We start from the raw sequence: 16,531 nt of genomic DNA on the forward strand, positions 1-16,531 counted from the left end.
ATAAGTAAACCAAAAGATCACAGGCCAAAGGCCTGTGATCCAATGTAAACGGGAATACAAGTTAAACCATGTATATAAGGTCAGGATAATTGAAAATGACAGACTGATCCCGTTTACTCTGAACAACCGTCAGAGCCTTTGAACGTATTTAATTAACGATTCAAAGGAAAGAAACGCAGTCTCATCGCATTCGTCATGTTCATTAATCCACCTTTCATTATCAGGTAATAGATGTACAATTCCGATTATAAATTTCCAATTCCACCCTGTCAACGGAACCATGAAAACCTAAAACACTGATTTTGCATCTAATCTACTTTATTCCTCTCCCTTTCCACTGTTCAACTTCAATAGAAGGTCCTTGGTATCAACCTGACCTGTTGCCTGCGGAATAACTTCCTCATAGTTGGCGGAATTCGTTACGATAATTGGTGTCACCGTATGATAACCAGCCGCCTTAATCTGCGCAATATCGAATTCTAGCAGCAGGTCTCCCGCTTGAACCCGATCCCCTTCTTTGATATGGGAGACAAAATGCTGTCCGTCCAGCTTGACCGTATCTACACCTACATGAACCAATATTTCTGCACCGGTGTCAGATACTACAGCCAAAGCATGTTTTTTCTTGAATGCAACGGTAACCGTACCGTCAAATGGCGCTACCACCCTGCCCACAGCTGGCTCAATTGCAATCCCTTTACCCATTGCTCCCGATGCAAATGCCGGATCTGGAACTTCCGACAATTCCACAACTGTTCCCTGAATTGGGCTAAATACTTCTTCGTCTGAAGCATTCGTTGTACGGGCAGGTTGCTGAGCAGATGACGTAGAATCGGATTTTGTTTCTTCTTCCTCAACCGGATCTTTGAAGCCCAGGATGTACGTCAGTACAGCCGAAACGACAAAGGATACTACGATACCCAAAATCAATCCTGGGAAGCCTTGCCCACCTGGTCCGTAGAAGATTGGCAAAGTCAGCAAACCCGGTGCACCGGACGCGAATGCTAATGTGCCCGCTTGACCAATGATCGCTCCACCAACTGCACCACCGATTACTCCAGCAATGAACGGACGTTTCAGTGGTAATGTTACCCCATAGATAGCCGGTTCCGTAATACCGAATAATGCGGTCAGTGTAGATGACCCAGCCAACGTTTTCAGTTTTTTGTTCTTGGTTTTCAGCATAACCCCAAAAGCTGCGCCCGTTTGAGCAAAAATGGAGGCTGTCGCAGCCGGTTTAACGCCATCCTGCCCATACACTGCGACGTTGTTGATAAATACCGGAATTAGACCCCAGTGTATTCCGAAGATAACGAGTAGCTGCCAACTTGCACCCATAACCGCTCCAGCGAGCAATGGACTGAATCCAAATGCAGCAACGAGTCCAGCTGCAATTGCATTACCAACGTACACCCCAAATGGTCCGAATACCAATAGTGTCAGCGGTACCATAATCACTAGCAAAAATAACGGTGTAACAAAGTTTTTCACACTATCGTGAAGTGTCTTATTAAAGTACTTCTCTAACTTGCTCATGACAATGACAGCTAAAATGATAGGAATAACTGTTGATGAATAGTTCATCAGAATAACAGGGATGCCAAAGAAATCCGTTGGTGTCCCTTCTGCTTTCAATGCGACGATGGATGGATAGATCAGTGCTCCCGCAATCGTCATCGCTACAAACATGTTACCCTGGAATTTGCGAGCAGTTGTAACCGCTAACAACAGAGGCAGGAAATAGAAGAGACTATCTGCTGCTGCATACAGGATCGTATAAGTTGTTTCTGTCGTTTCCAGCCATCCGATATTGCTTGCAATCAACAATAACCCTTTTAGAATACCGGCTCCCGCCATAACACCCAGAAGTGGAGCAAAAATACTGGAGATGACATCAATGATACCGCCAAGCCCCTTGGCTTTTTTGCTCGGTTTTTCTTTACCTGACGAATCATCCAGAATGTTACTGATCTGTCCAATGGCACTATAGACTTCAGGCACCTTGTTACCAACAACAACCTGGAACTGTCCTCCATTTTCTTTGACTGCGATGATACCTTCTGTTTTCTCCAGCTTGGCCTTGTCTGCCTTGGCATCGTCCTTCAATACAAACCGTAACCGTGTTGCACAATGTACAAGCGATTCCACATTTTTCTCACTGCCGACGAGTTCAATAATCTCTTTGGCCAGTTTCTCTTGACTCATAGTCTGCACCCCCACTTTTTCTCAAACAGGCCCTTTACCGATTTTTTTGCACGCAAAAAACCTAAGCCCTGAGTAAGGGACCGTGACACAATGGTCCTGACCTTCTCATGACTTAGGTTTTGCCTGCATAACCAGTAACAATCCCAGTTAAATCGTATTTAATTCCTGTTAGTCACATATTATTATAATTAAACCATATCTGTCAACATTTAAATGTTAACGATTAACCACTCGTTCAATATGAACCGTCAAATACAATTTTTCTTCATTGGTCAGCTCATGGTTGTACTCTTTTTTGACAAACAACTCAATTTTCTCCGTACATGCTGCGGCATCCGGATGCTTTTCCTTAATCATGTCATAGAAATGATCATAGTTGTTGTCGTAATGGGTACCACTGAGCACTCGCTGAGAGAAGAACTTCAAATGTGTAATGAAGCGAAAATAACTGAGAGAGTCCTCATCAAATTCCATTTTGAAATGATATTTCGCTATATTAATAATTTGCTGGATAAACTTCGTAATGTTCATCGTTGTAATGACTTCTTCGTTCATCTCTGCGTTGACAATATGAAGGGCAATAAAAGCCGCTTCATCTGGTGGAAGCTCAATATTCATGCGGGTGTTGATCTGTTCCAGCGTCCTCAAGCCCAGTTCGAATTCAGGCTTGTACAACTGCTTAATCTCCCACATTAATGCGTTCTTGATCTCCACGCCTTCCCGATAACGTTCGATCGCGAAGTTAATATGATCCGTAAGGGATACATAGATATTCTCATTCAACTTTCGTCCCAAGTCCTCACGCGCATACGTGATGATCTCTTCCACAATTTCAATCAGTTCCATCGGAACTTCGCGCAGCAGCATTTTGAAATTATCGGATGTTTGTTTGTTTTTCAATGCAAATACTTTCTGGATGCGGGTCTCATCTACTTTATCCCCCGGCTTTTTCTTAAAGGCAATCCCACGTCCCATCACCACAAGCTCTGCTCCATCCGCCTGATAGATGCTAATGACGTTATTGTTGATAACCTTTGCTATTTTCACTTCAATCCCCCCGTCACGTTCCACTCTCTTGGCAGTTTTACATCGTCTTTTGGGCATACAAAAAAAACCTGAAGCATCACAAAATAAACAAGACATGGTGGTCTGCTTTTTTGGTGCTTAGGTTTTGCCTACTTCGAGTAGTAACAATCCCAGAAACGATATAATTGCGTCAAGTATAGCGCGAACCTGACGATATGTCAACGCTTTCAATGCGAGAACAAGCGGAAGTTCCATGGTTATATAAATTGAACTAGAGAATATTTACACTAGCTACTCCGATGACAGAACAACCTTCCGATCGCTGTTATCCCCAGATTTTTCGATTCCCTTTTTAAAAGGGAAAATCCGGTGATAAAGGCGAACGCTTCGCTTCTCCAGTTTTTTTCTGACCTCTCCGTTTTGTGTAAATATTTATTTCAAATTATATAGATGAAACTTCCGATTTTTTATTGCTGTACAAGGCCATTTTAATTCAGAAAAATATAAACTACTCGTCACCCAGGTTTGTTCCGTTGGATGCAATCACATTTTTGTACCACTCAAAACTCTTCTTCTTCAGTCGTGTCAGTTTACCATGACCTTCATTATCACGATCCACATAAATGTAGCCATAACGTTTTCTCATCTCACCTGAGGATGCACTTACGATATCAATAGGTCCCCAACTGGTGTAACCGATAATATTGACCCCATCTTGAATAGCCTCACCCATTTCAGCTACATGTCGTTTCAAGTAGTCAATTCGGTATGCATCATCCACTTCACCCTCCGGGGTAACCACATCATTGGCACCAAATCCATTCTCAACGACAAACAGTGGCTTCTGATAACGGTCATGTAGTTGATTGGCGGTAATACGGAATCCTTTGGGGTCAATTGTCCAGCCCCATTCGGACTTCGCCAGATATGGATTGGCTACCGAGCCAAATACATTGCCACTGGTCATATTTTTGATAACTTCGGGATCGGTACTGGTTGTACGACTTGAATAGTAGCTGAACCCGATATAATCTACCGTATGATTCTTCAAGATTTCCGCATCTTCCGGCTGCATAACGATGTTCAATTCGTGGTCCTTGAAGAAACGTTTGGCGTAACCAGGATATTCCCCACGTGACTGCACATCGATGAAGAAATAGGACTCTCTATCTTTTTCCATACCCTGGAATACATCTTCCGGATTACAGGTATACGGATAGAAGCTTCCTGCCGCAAGCATACAACCAATCATGGCACCAGGGATAATCTCATGACATGCTTTGACTGCCAGTGCACTTGCAACCAATTGGTGGTGAGCCGCCTGATATTGAATTTCCTTGATGTTATCCCCTTCATTGAACGCCAGTCCCGCCCCAAGGAACGGAAGATGAAGCAGCATGTTGATCTCATTGAATGTCATCCAGTATTTCACCTTGTCTTGGTACCGTGTGAATACCGTTGTAGCGTACTTCTCGAATAACGTTACCAGTTCACGACTTCTCCAGCTGCCGTACTTCTCAATCAGATGTACAGGCACATCAAAGTGAGCCAATGTAACCACAGGTTCAATGCCGTTTTTCAACAATTCATCAAACAGGTTATCGTAAAATTGCAATCCGGCTTCATTTGGCTGTGCATCTTCTCCTGTCGGGAAAATCCGTGCCCAGGCAATGGACACACGCAGTGCCTTGAATCCCATTTCGGCAAATAGAGCAATATCTTCAGGGTAACGGTGATAGAAGTCGATCGCTTCATGTGAAGGATAGAACTCGTTAGCGAGCGGCGTAAAAGCCGGAACATGACCTTTCATAATGCTTCTGCGCTTCTCTCCTGTTGGCAGCAAGTCAACGATGCTCAGGCCTTTGCCATCTTCCAGATACGCACCCTCCGCCTGATTCGCAGCAATGGCTCCACCCCACAGAAAGTCTTTAGGAAATTTAAAATTCGTCATTATCATTCTCCTTCCAAATATGTAGTTCAGCTACCCGCTCAAATCGTTAGAATATTAAAAAGACAAAATATTTAAGTTGAACTACACAATTACACATAAACGGAGAGGACAGAAAAAATCTGGGGATAACAGCGAGTGGAAGATTGTTCTGGCCGCGCAGTCCTACCGTGTAAAATCGTTTGTTCAACTTAAATACAAAAAACCCGAACCAGCCTGGGTACACGGTTACGTGTACACAAGCCAGCTCAGGTTATGCCCATATCGGTAACATTCCCAGATCACAATTATGCGGATTGGATAAAACTTTAGCAAGAATCAGAACGGTTGTCAACATCTTGAAACTGATTTAGCTATGAATTAATCCCTATGATATTTGATAAAACGCAGCACATGTGCCGCCAAGAATCATCTGTTGTTCTGACACAGGTAAGGAATGAATGTGAGCCGTAATGATACCGCATACATCAGCATACGTAGCTGATACGTTACTCACGGGCCAGTCGGACCCGAACATTAATCGTTCCGCACCAAAAGCTACTATGGCGATATCCAGATAGGGTGTAAAGTCGTTTGAAGTCCAATTTACCCAGTCTGCTTCCGTCACCATCCCTGAAAGTTTACAGTACGCATTTGGTTGTGCGGCCAATGACTCAAGCGCTTCTTTCCATGGTGAGAGTGTACCTGATTTGATGTCGGGTTTAGCCAGATGATCAAGTACAAATCGCTGTTCAGGAAACGCCTTAACCAGGTCCACGGCATAAGGCAGTTGCTCCTTGGATACCAACAGATCATAGGCCAAATCATACTCTTTTAGCAATGAAATTCCGCGCTGAAAGTCTTCTCTCAATACATACTGAAGATCAGGTTCATCCTGTATGACATGACGTACGCCCTTCAGATACGGATTGGACGCGAACAGTTCAAGCTGATTTCGAACATCATCCGAACAAAGATCTACCCATCCGACAACACCTTTGATAAACTCGTATTGGTCTGCCAGCTGCAGAAGCCACCCGGTTTCTGTCAGTGATTGTCTGGCTTGTACCGCAATACATCCATCCCGTCCTGATTGGACCAATAAAGGTTCAAGATCTTCCGGAAGAAAAGATTGACGAATGGCTTTCATCTCTTCGCCAATCCATCCGTACTCGGCGACATTGTATTCCCAGAAATGTTGATGTGCATCCAGCTTCATATTAGATCCCTCCCAGGGTATTTAAATCTAATTATCATTAAAAAGCAACCATATGATTTTCATTTCCAATGAAATAAACGCTCACTATACAATCTATTCATATAACAAAATCACTGATTTTTACATGATTTTTATTCCAATTGTGCAGGTATTGTCCAATATTAAATCATGATATAGTAAGTTACGAAAACGCTTTCAGTACATAAATCGGTGGTGATTCCAGTATTAAACAAGTGAATTTTTGTTTGCGTTGAGCTTTATTTTCACCCTGCTTAACCGCTATTCACGTTCAACCATTCTCTATTCGAAGGAGACTATATTAATGAAAAAAAACCGAAAATCAGTCCTATCTCTTACGCTTGTGACTGCCATGATTCTATCTCTATTCTCCTCCGCTATGGCTTCAGCTGCGACTGACAACAGCGAACAGGCCAATGCATCACCCGCTCCAAGCAAAATGCAGACCTATGTAAACGCCATGGAGCCTGGCTGGAATCTGGGTAACTCTCTGGATGCCGTTGGTGAGGATGAGACAGCCTGGGGCAATCCTCGCATTACGAAGGAACTGATTCAATCGATCGCAGCTGAGGGCTACAACAGTATCCGTATTCCTGTGACCTGGGAAGCCCACATCGGTGACGCACCCGACTACATAATTGATTCCGCTTACATGAATCGGGTTCAGGAAGTAGTAGACTGGGCCCTTGATGCGGATCTCTACGTCATGATCAATCTTCACCATGATTCCTGGCGCTGGATCAGTTACATGGAGAAAGACCATGACAACGTGCTTGCACGGTACAACGCAGCTTGGACTCAGATTGCGGACAAATTCAAAGATGCATCCGATAAACTCATGTTCGAAAGTGTTAACGAACCCCGTTTCTCCGAAGGCGGCACAACGGATGCAGCGATTGGATATCGCATGCTGGACGAGTTGAATACTTCTTTTCACAAGATCGTAAGAACTTCGGGTGGAAACAACGAGACACGTCCACTTGTGCTTCCAACGATGCATACCTCTTCCGCTCAACCTGATCTGGATGAACTGAATAAAACCATTCAAAAATTGAATGACACCAATATTATTGCAACCGTTCACTACTATGGGTTCTGGCCGTTCAGTGTGAACATCGCAGGTTACACCAAGTATAACGAGGAAGTACAGAAGGACGTTACCGATACATTTGATCGAGTATACAATGCTTTCACAGCGAAAGGCATTCCGGTTATCGTTGGTGAGTATGGCTTGCTTGGTTTTGACCAACACACAGGTGTCATTGAGCAAGGCGAAAAACTGAAATTCTTCGAATTCGTTGGACAATATCTGCGTCAAAAACAGATGACAACGATGTTATGGGACAACGGTCAGCACTTCGGACGCACAAGCTTTACTTGGTCTGATCAGGAACTATTTGATACGATGAAAGCAAGCTGGACAGGTCGCTCCTCCACAGCTGAAACGGACCTCGTGTACCTTAAACAAAATGAAACCATTCAAGATAAAAAAGTAAAACTCAATCTGAACGGTAACAAATTCAATTCTTTGAAAAATGGCACTACCCCTCTTGTTAGAGGTAAAGACTATACGATTAAAAAAGATGTACTTACGTTAAAGTCCAATCTGTTAACCAAATTGACAGCCTCTGGTGATTTGGGCGTAAATGCCACACTCACGGCTGGATTTAATGAAGGTGCTGACTGGAGCTTTAATATCATTAAATATGACACACCCAAGTTAAACGATGCAACAGGTACAACCAGTGCATTTGCCATTCCGACTACGTTTAACGGGAACCAGCTGGCCACGATGGAAGCAACATATGCAAACGGAGAAAACGCTGGTCCACAGAACTGGACTTCATTCAAAGAATTCTCCTACACATTTAGCCCAGATTACGAACGTAATGTGATTGAGCTGAAGCCTAACTTCTTCAATGAAACCAATTATGGCGAAGTCACGCTTAAGTTCCATTTCTGGAACGGAGATGTGCTGACGTACAAAATCACGAAAAATGGAACCAGCGTTGTTGGTGTAACTTCATAATAGTTATAAGGATTCCCCACTTGATCTATATCTGTGGGAATCACGAAACGTTCTGTCCAGAGCCATCGGCTCGGACAGAACGTTTTTCCTTTGACTCAAAAACTTTCCGTATCCATTACGAATGACCGTTCACAATAAAAACGAAACATCCCCACTCTGGCTATGAATGACATACGTTGCACCAAGTCCCTTATATACAAGACCAACTGGAGCCTTGTTACTGGAAACGACATAAAGCTGTTGCGGATACCAGCTGTGACACAACTGGATATCCTCGCAACACTGAGGCAGATTATTCTCGAACACAAATGCATTGGTGACCATATATTCGGGACGAGTCTGTTGCCCCCCTTCGGTTACTTGAATATAACGAACAGGAACTGTCCCAAGTGTTAGAAGTTGTTCCCGTTCCTCTTCACTGTGTACAAGCACAACGAAGGCTAACCCCTTTTTCAATAATACATTCACGAAATTCATCCCCGCTGCACTGTGTCCTGCTGATACGACAATCATTGCCTCATCCATTGCTGTCTACCTCGCCTTCAATCAGATCCTGCATATTTCGTTTCGAATACGTTATGTGCGAATCATAGTCCTCTATCTGCCTTTCTGCAATTGAGCAGTATTCGATTCTGCACTTTTCTGATTGATTCCAGACCATAATCCTGTTCATATCTTGTATAATCCACTCTTTACTCTGTAATTCTCCATATTTCTCGATTAATCATAAGCGATTATAGAAACCGGATTAAGCGCGTCATAATCGCAGATATATCTCATGTTAATCGCTTACACGTAGAGATTTAAAGCAAAAAAGTCTTAAAAACACCTATATTTCACCCTTGGATTATTTTACTTCATGCTCGTTTGATCGTAATATCATCGGCAGGACAACGATAACAATAAGCTTATTTAGCTATGGAGGTTGAACGGTGTGATTGCAAGTTGTGATGTGGGCATACAACGAGAGATGAGTGCTGATTCTATAATCAGTTCAATGGAGATTATCCGATACGATATGCAGAGATTGCCATGCCTCGAAACCGTTCAAGCAACCTGCTACTGTGGATTATTCAAGATCTCATGCGGGGAAACACATGGATTCGCTGAATTTAAACTATCTGAAGGAGCTTACCCTACAGATCTTGTACACTGGGCTTCGGTGTTCAGAGTGTTAAAAGGCATGCAGCCCAATCAGGCCATACGTCATATCGAGCAACAACGAGAAATCTGGGGAAACGAACGTGTCCTGTTTGTGGAGAAAGCTGTCCGTCATCTGCTGTTCAACCTGGAGAAAAGAAATGTTAGCTCCTCGAAATTGAGCCGGGAAGAAATCCGTGTTTTTCTGATGCAATATGCGCTGACGTATTATTCCTTTTGAGATTATTTTTTGGATTGAAAAGCATTACAAAAAGGCAAAGGAACCTGATGATACATACAAGTTCCTTTGCCTTTTATGATTAGTACTTTCACGAACCATGTAATAATACATCTCTATTTCAAACGATCAATTATTGAGGTTCATTGAATTTCACAATAAGTATTGCTTCCCCATTGGCTTGCACAGGACCGGTTGAGGTTCCTGTAACCGTTGCTATCGCTTCATTTCCGCTTGGAATCAGCACAGGTGTTATCAACGGCAGACCTGCAGCCTGAATGACATCCATGTCGAATTCGATCAATAATTGCCCTGCAGCTACACGATCTCCGCTATTCACATGCGCGGTAAAGCCGTTTCCTTTTAATCCAACCGTATTAATTCCGATATGAACCAGCATCTGTACACCTGTCTCATGCTCCAGAATCACCGCATGTTTACTCTTGTTCATGACATGTGCGATGACACCATCAAACGGTGCATACACTTTGCCTTCTGATGGCTCAATGGCAATACCCTCACCCATGTGTTTTTCCGAGAACGCCGGATCAGGAACCTGCTCCAGAGCAACGATGGTACCGTGCAGAGGCGAAGCAATTTCGAGCAGATCTACTTTAGGACGATTGCTTGTAACGACAGCGTTAACTGAATTAATATGCGGACTAGATCCCTCTGCTTTAACTTCAGTTGATGTTACTCCGCTGTTCTCATGGTTCACCGATTCGTCTGTAACCGGTTGATCCTTATAGCCGAAGAACCAGGTAAGTGCAAAAGCAATCGCCATGGCAACCACGTTAGACAAGATGTACAACGGCAGTTGGCTGTTCAGATAGAGCAATGTACCCGGAATAACCGTTACTGCCATACCTGTACCTTGCAGATGGAACAGGGAAGCGATGAAACCACCCACACCACCACCAACCAAACCCATAATAAATGGTTTCATATAACGCAAGTTAACTCCGAAGATGGCTGGCTCGGTAATGCCCAGAAATGCGGACAAGGACGAAGGTAATGCCAGTGCTTTGAGTTTCATATTTTTGGTCTTCAGACCGACCGCTAGACAAGCTGCTCCTTGTGCTGCCATCGCACAGGTGATAATCGCGTTGAACGGATTGAATCCCGTTTTCTCCAATAACTGAATCTCCAGGAAATTAAAGATGTGATGCACACCCGTAACGACAATAATCTGATGGAAGAATCCAATGATAATACCTGCGATGCCGAACGGAAGATCCAATACGGCCGTTGTTCCATGCAGCACCCACTCTTCCAGGGAATGGAACACAGGACCAATCGCAAATAGTCCAAGCGTAATCATAACCGTTAACGTAATAAAAGGAGTCAGAATTAAGTCCAGTGCCTCAGGCACCCGTCTTCTTAGTACCTTCTCGAACTTGGCTCCAATCAAACCTACGAAGAACGCAGGCAGAACCGATCCCTGATAACCCACGACAGGTATAAAACCAAACATATGCAGCGGCTGGGCTGATCCATCTGCTACCGCATAAGCATTGGGTAATGCCGGATTGACCAACATTAGCCCTAGTACAATACCAAGTACCGGACTTCCCCCAAATACACGGAACGCGGACCACGCTACAAGTGCAGGCAGAAATGCAAATGCCGTATCCGTCAGGATCTGAGTGAATAACAGGAAATTGGCCGAGATATCATCCGGTGTTGCTCCGAATAACGCCAAAATTTCATTCTGGGTAAGTAATCCGCGCAATCCCATGAACAACCCTGTAGCTACCAGTACGGGAATGATGGGTACAAATACATCACCAAATGTGCGGATTGCCCGCTGAAAAGCATTGCCTTCCTTTTTCCCCTGACTCTTCACATCCTCCTTGGACGACCCTTCGATTCCCAGCTTCTCAACCTCTTCAAAAATTCGATTAACGGTTCCTGTACCAAAGATAATCTGATATTGACCCGAGTTGAAAAAAGCCCCTTTCACCTTTTCGATGTTCTCGACCGTTTTCTGATCAATCTTCTCTTTATCTTTCACCATGATGCGAAGACGGGTTGCACAATGTGCAAAAGATGCAATATTCTCTTTGCCCCCGATGGCATGAATGACGTCCTGGGCAATGCGTTGATTCTCCGACATGTTATCTCATTCCTCTCACGTAATACTTAATAATGCCATTGTGTTGCTTCAAAATCAGCTTTGCCGCTGTGTGCAAAGAACCGAATATCCACGCTGTCCTGGCTTGAGAAAATGCGGCTGGTAAAGACCTCTTCCCCATCATTCACAAAGATCTCGACTGAAGATGCGTCTACGAATAGTTGGAACTTGATCACGTCCGCAGTAAGTGTGCATCGCCGTATCGTGCCATTTTGTTCTGACAACTCCGCACCAGACATCGTCCGATCCAGGATAACTTTCTGCTGAATCCGATCATACAGAAGAACCGTTTTCTCAGTTTCACTTGCCCTGAACTCGATGCCTACAATCTCTGCATCTACTTGGCTTATCTCACAGATCAGTTCATAGGAAATTCCATTCAAACCTGTGAAAGATCGACTCTCATTATCCATTGTTGCACGAAAATGCGTGCCTTCCTCCTGCTGACGCAATTGGATCATTTCAGCAACCGGTTGTTGAATCAACTTCCCGTCTCGTAGTGTCAACTGCCGAGGAATAGTCAGGCAATGAGCCCAACCGTTATCATCTGTCGGATATGCTAGATCGGGGAGTCCCATCCAACCAACCAGAATACGTCTTCCATCCGGAGCCTGCATCGTCTGTGGAGCATAGAAGTCGAATCCACGATCCAACTCCTGGAATTCACCATGCGTGAACTCTCTCGTCTGGAGATTAAGCGGCTCCCCAATCAGATAACCGGATTGAAAAATATTCTGATTATGATCTCCCACAGCATTTAAGCCTTGTGGTGAAAAGACAAGCACGCCTTTCCCGTTCATCTCCATATAATCCGGACACTCCCACATGTAGCCAAAAGAGGTTAGCTGTGTATGAATTTCACCAAGGAACTCCCAGTTGTTCAGATCCATTGAACGATACAGCACCGTACATCCCGTCTCATCTGTTCGCTGCGCTCCGATTACACAATAATACGTGTCTCCTTCTTGCCACACTTTGGGATCTCTGAAGTGTTCCGTGTATCCCTTTGGAACCGAAGAGATGACCGGATGATTCAGCTTGCTTACTGAACCGCTTTCATCCATGACTGCCAAGCATTGATACGGATGTCTGACCCAAGCCTCATCCCTCGTATTGCCTGTGTACAGCAAATGCAGCTTGCCGTCTTTTTCAATCGCACTGCCGGAATATGCTCCGTGTGAGTCATACCAGCTATCCGGTTCGATTCCAATCCCGACATTTTCCCAGTTCACCAGATTCTTCGAGCGGGTATGATACCAATATTTCATGCCGTGTTCTGTTCCAAGTGGAAACCACTGATAGAACAGATGATAATAACCTTGATAATATGCAAAGCCGTTAGGATCATTAAGCAGACCCGTTATGGGCTGAATGTGATAACTCTGTCTCCATGGACACTCGGATATCTGTGCTTCAAGCTTCGCAATCTCACCAGGCTCAGCTTGCTCCATTCTTCTGTAGCGCTGCTCTCTAGTCATTTTCATAGCTGTTCTCCATTCAAAATATAGGAACCGGTTCCAATCGAAATAAAAAAATAATTCCATTTGGCATTAATGCCAGCCCGTGTTCGCACTCATTCAAAGTGGATGCTCACAATGGAACCGGTTCGATGGAATTATCATAAAGGATGTTTTTATAATTTGTCAACGCTTTCTCGAGGAATTAGTTCTACGTCCAGTGTTGTTCGTTCCTCCACCGACTCGCCTTTGACAAGACGAATAATGTGATTCGCCGCTACTTTGCCTGCCTGCAAATAATGATATTTCACAGTCGTCAGCGTGGGATGAATCATCTCCGTAATATCATATCCACCAAATCCGGTAACAGACAAATCTTGCGGTATGCGAATTTTATTGGAGAACGCAATCTTCATTACACCCAGAGCGATATTATCCGTAGCCCCTACAATGATCGTTGGTGTAATCTCTTTCAGGATAGCTTCAGCAGTAACGATGGCTTCAGACATCTTGAAGCTCGTCTCATAATACTTCACTTCACATCCGCCACACTCGGCGATCGCTCGCTGGAACCCCTGTTTGCGATAGATCCCTACTGCCCGATCCTTCTCGCTCACACCCATGTAAACAATCTTTCGGTGGCCCTGTTTGACGACATATCTGCCCATCTCATAGCCAGCCTGATCATCATTGTGTACAAGACTATGTAATTGGTCATGCTGTTGCCCCACCAATAACACCGGAATACGTATATCCTCAATGGCCTTCAGGTGCGCTTCGGTTACCTCAGCAGCCAGCAATATAATACCCGATACCTTCTGGCGTGCAAAATCATAGATGGCATCAATCTCCCGCTGCATGTCCTGACTCGTATTCGCGATCAACATCTGATACTGATTACTTCGCAATTCTTCATCAATTCCGATCAATGTCTGGGATGTCGCAAAAGAATCAAGTCGTGGCACAACCGTACCGATGATACTGGTCTTCTTCGCCTTCAGACTCTGTGCAAATGTGTTGGGAACATAATTGTATTGTTTGATAATACGCTCAATCTTCTGACTTGTATCTTCACTAACCGATCCGCCATTCAGGTAGCGGGAGACCGTGCTTTTTGCAACACCTGCCATCTGAGCGATATCAGAAATCGTTTTATTCATAGAGACTCCTCTTATTTCTATTAACTGGTTTACCTTATATTATACTTCGAATCGCGAACCCATGGCGAATTAGATTCACCTCCCTTTATCGCATCTATTGTACACTCCCAAGATAATAGTAAAAGCCCGATATCCATGTGATGTTCATACCGAAGTATGATCCTCATTCATCAGGCTGTTAAACTTTCATATACACATTATGCTCAGATCACTAACACAGGAACGCTTGCTACTTCCTACATCTCAGACTTCAATAATAATAGGCAGGATCATAGGTCTTCTCTTAGTTTGAGCGTAGATATAGTGACCGATCTCGTCTTTCAGCTTTCTTTTGATCACATTCCACTGATTCACACCCGCGCCAGTCAACTCACCCATCCGGTTTAGAACCAGCTCATGAATTTCATGCATGAATTCTTCCGAGTCCTTAACGAACACAAACCCTCTGGAGATAATTTCGGGTGAGGTGACCATCTGTTTTTCCGTTTTGCTTAGTGTCGTTACAATGACCAACATACCATCGGATGAAAGTTGCCTCCGGTCACGCAGTACAATATTGCCGACATCCCCCATGATCAGACCGTCTACGAGACTGTTTCCTGATGCAATTTTGGGACCCAGAGAAGCAGTGCCGTCTTTGTACTGGATCATATGCCCGTTATTCACGATAAACACATGATCACGCTCTATACCTACGGACTCGGCAAGCAGCCTGTGTTGATACAACATGCGGAACTCACCGTGAATCGGAATCAGATAATCGGGTTTCATCAGGGTCAACATCAATTTGAGCTCTTCCTGACTGCCGTGTCCAGACACATGCATTCCTGCTGCACCACTTGAACCATATATCACACGTGCTCCGAGAACATACAGGTTATCAATCACATGTGCAAGATTCCGTTCATTGCCCGGAATGGCTCCGGCCGCAATAATGACCGTGTCCCCAGCGTTAATTCTTACATGAGGATGCTTACCGGATGCCAGGCGTGATAATGCTGCCATTGCTTCTCCCTGGCTACCTGTACATAAGACAACAACCTGTTCAGGTGGAAACTGATCCGAGTCGATGGCTTCAATCAACAATCCGTCAGGAACTTGCAGATACCCCAATTCACTGGCCACCGATACCACATTCACCATACTTCTGCCCAACAGAGCCAGTTTGCGACCTGTCTCGAATGCTGCATTCACAATCTGTTGTACTCTGCTGACATTTGACGCAAAAGTAGAGATAAATACTTTTTGTTTTGCACGGATAAAGGCATCCAGAATGTGGTCTCCCACAACTCGCTCGGAAGGTGTAAATCCCGGTCTTTCTGCATTGGTGCTCTCGGACAGCAAAATATGGACACCCTGTTTGCCAATCTCAGCCATGCGGTGCAGATCTGGGAAAGGTCCATGTACGGGAGACATATCAAACTTAAAATCTCCGGTATGCACAACATTACCTGCTGGGGTCTGAAAAAAGATACCAAGACAATCCGGTATACTATGACTGGTTGCGAAAAAGGAAACCTCGATTCCTCCCAGCGTAATGCTGGAGTGAGCATCGATCGTATGCAGGTCCGCCTTGCGCAGAAGTCCATGCTCTTTCAGTTTAAGCTCGATCAACCCTCGAGTGAGCCTGGATGCATACACGGGGATGTTCATTTGTTTTAACAAATAGGGAATGCCACCGATGTGATCTTCATGTCCGTGGGTAACCACAAGACCCCTTACTTTATCCAGATTCTCTAGCAGATACGCCACATCCGGAATGATCAGATCAATACCAGGCAATGTCTCATCAGGAAACTTCGAACCACAGTCAATCACGATAATGTCCTGATTGTACTGGATCAAATACATATTCTTCCCAATTTCGTTCACGCCGCCCAGTGCAGCGATATACAGTTTGTTGTGGGCTAGATTCAACGCTATTACTCCTCCTCTGCGTGGCAATCGTATACGATACGGATCTATATTCCTAGTATGG

Annotated in this window: 11 protein-coding genes; 2 read left to right on the top strand and 9 right to left on the bottom strand. The window is 44.3% G+C overall.

Annotation, left to right across the window (positions count from 1 at the left end):
- Positions 1–318 precede the first annotated feature (318 nt).
- The 4 genes from MHH93_RS04675 to MHH93_RS04690 form a co-directional block, all read right to left on the bottom strand.
- A complete protein-coding gene (locus MHH93_RS04675) occupies positions 319–2,205 on the bottom strand; it encodes a beta-glucoside-specific PTS transporter subunit IIABC (protein WP_500053013.1) in 1,887 nt (628 codons plus the stop codon).
- A 216-nt stretch (positions 2,206–2,421) separates the two neighbouring features.
- Positions 2,422–3,252 (bottom strand): BglG family transcription antiterminator LicT, encoded by an 831-nt coding sequence (gene licT, locus MHH93_RS04680; protein ID WP_500053014.1) that lies wholly within the window; start codon positions 3,250–3,252, stop codon positions 2,422–2,424.
- A gap of 487 nt (positions 3,253–3,739) precedes the next feature.
- On the bottom strand, positions 3,740–5,182 hold the full coding sequence (locus tag MHH93_RS04685; RefSeq protein WP_500053015.1) for a 6-phospho-beta-glucosidase: 1,443 nt from the start codon (positions 5,180–5,182) through the stop codon (positions 3,740–3,742).
- Positions 5,183–5,546: 364 nt separating this feature from the next.
- Entirely contained in the window at positions 5,547–6,377 is an 831-nt protein-coding gene (locus tag MHH93_RS04690; RefSeq protein ID WP_500053016.1) for an amidohydrolase family protein, read from the bottom strand.
- A 322-nt stretch (positions 6,378–6,699) separates the two neighbouring features.
- On the opposite strand from MHH93_RS04690, the gene MHH93_RS04695 reads away from it, so the two are divergent.
- Entirely contained in the window at positions 6,700–8,424 is a 1,725-nt protein-coding gene (locus MHH93_RS04695) for a cellulase family glycosylhydrolase (RefSeq protein ID WP_500053017.1), read from the top strand.
- A 129-nt stretch (positions 8,425–8,553) separates the two neighbouring features.
- On the opposite strand, the gene MHH93_RS04700 is transcribed toward MHH93_RS04695, so the two are convergent.
- Positions 8,554–8,949 carry a hypothetical protein gene (locus tag MHH93_RS04700; protein WP_500053018.1) on the bottom strand — a complete coding sequence of 132 codons (396 nt, stop codon included), beginning with the start codon at positions 8,947–8,949 and terminating at the stop codon, positions 8,554–8,556.
- A gap of 409 nt (positions 8,950–9,358) precedes the next feature.
- Here MHH93_RS04700 and MHH93_RS04705 point away from each other — a divergent pair, with 409 nt between their 5' ends.
- Positions 9,359–9,805, top strand: a complete 447-nt coding sequence (locus MHH93_RS04705; RefSeq protein ID WP_500053019.1) for a hypothetical protein — start codon at positions 9,359–9,361, stop codon at positions 9,803–9,805.
- Positions 9,806–9,935: 130 nt separating this feature from the next.
- Here the strand turns inward: MHH93_RS04705 and MHH93_RS04710 are convergent, their stop codons facing one another.
- The 4 genes from MHH93_RS04710 to MHH93_RS04725 all read right to left on the bottom strand — a co-directional run bounded on the left by MHH93_RS04710 (position 9,936) and on the right by MHH93_RS04725 (position 16,470).
- The gene (locus tag MHH93_RS04710) at positions 9,936–11,918 is read right to left on the bottom strand and encodes a sucrose-specific PTS transporter subunit IIBC (RefSeq protein ID WP_500053020.1); all 1,983 of its coding nucleotides are present in this window, start codon (positions 11,916–11,918) and stop codon (positions 9,936–9,938) included.
- Positions 11,919–11,944: 26 nt separating this feature from the next.
- Positions 11,945–13,420, bottom strand: coding sequence for a glycoside hydrolase family 32 protein (locus MHH93_RS04715; protein WP_500053021.1), 1,476 nt, complete (start codon positions 13,418–13,420; stop codon positions 11,945–11,947).
- A gap of 149 nt (positions 13,421–13,569) precedes the next feature.
- Positions 13,570–14,553, bottom strand: coding sequence for a LacI family DNA-binding transcriptional regulator (locus MHH93_RS04720; protein ID WP_500053022.1), 984 nt, complete (start codon positions 14,551–14,553; stop codon positions 13,570–13,572).
- Positions 14,554–14,796: 243 nt separating this feature from the next.
- Positions 14,797–16,470 (bottom strand): ribonuclease J, encoded by a 1,674-nt coding sequence (locus tag MHH93_RS04725; RefSeq protein ID WP_500053023.1) that lies wholly within the window; start codon positions 16,468–16,470, stop codon positions 14,797–14,799.
- Positions 16,471–16,531: the final 61 nt, after the last annotated feature.

It is taken from the genome of Priestia sp. FSL H7-0729, assembly GCF_038005685.1.
Taxonomy (GTDB): Bacteria; Bacillota; Bacilli; order Paenibacillales; family Paenibacillaceae; genus Paenibacillus.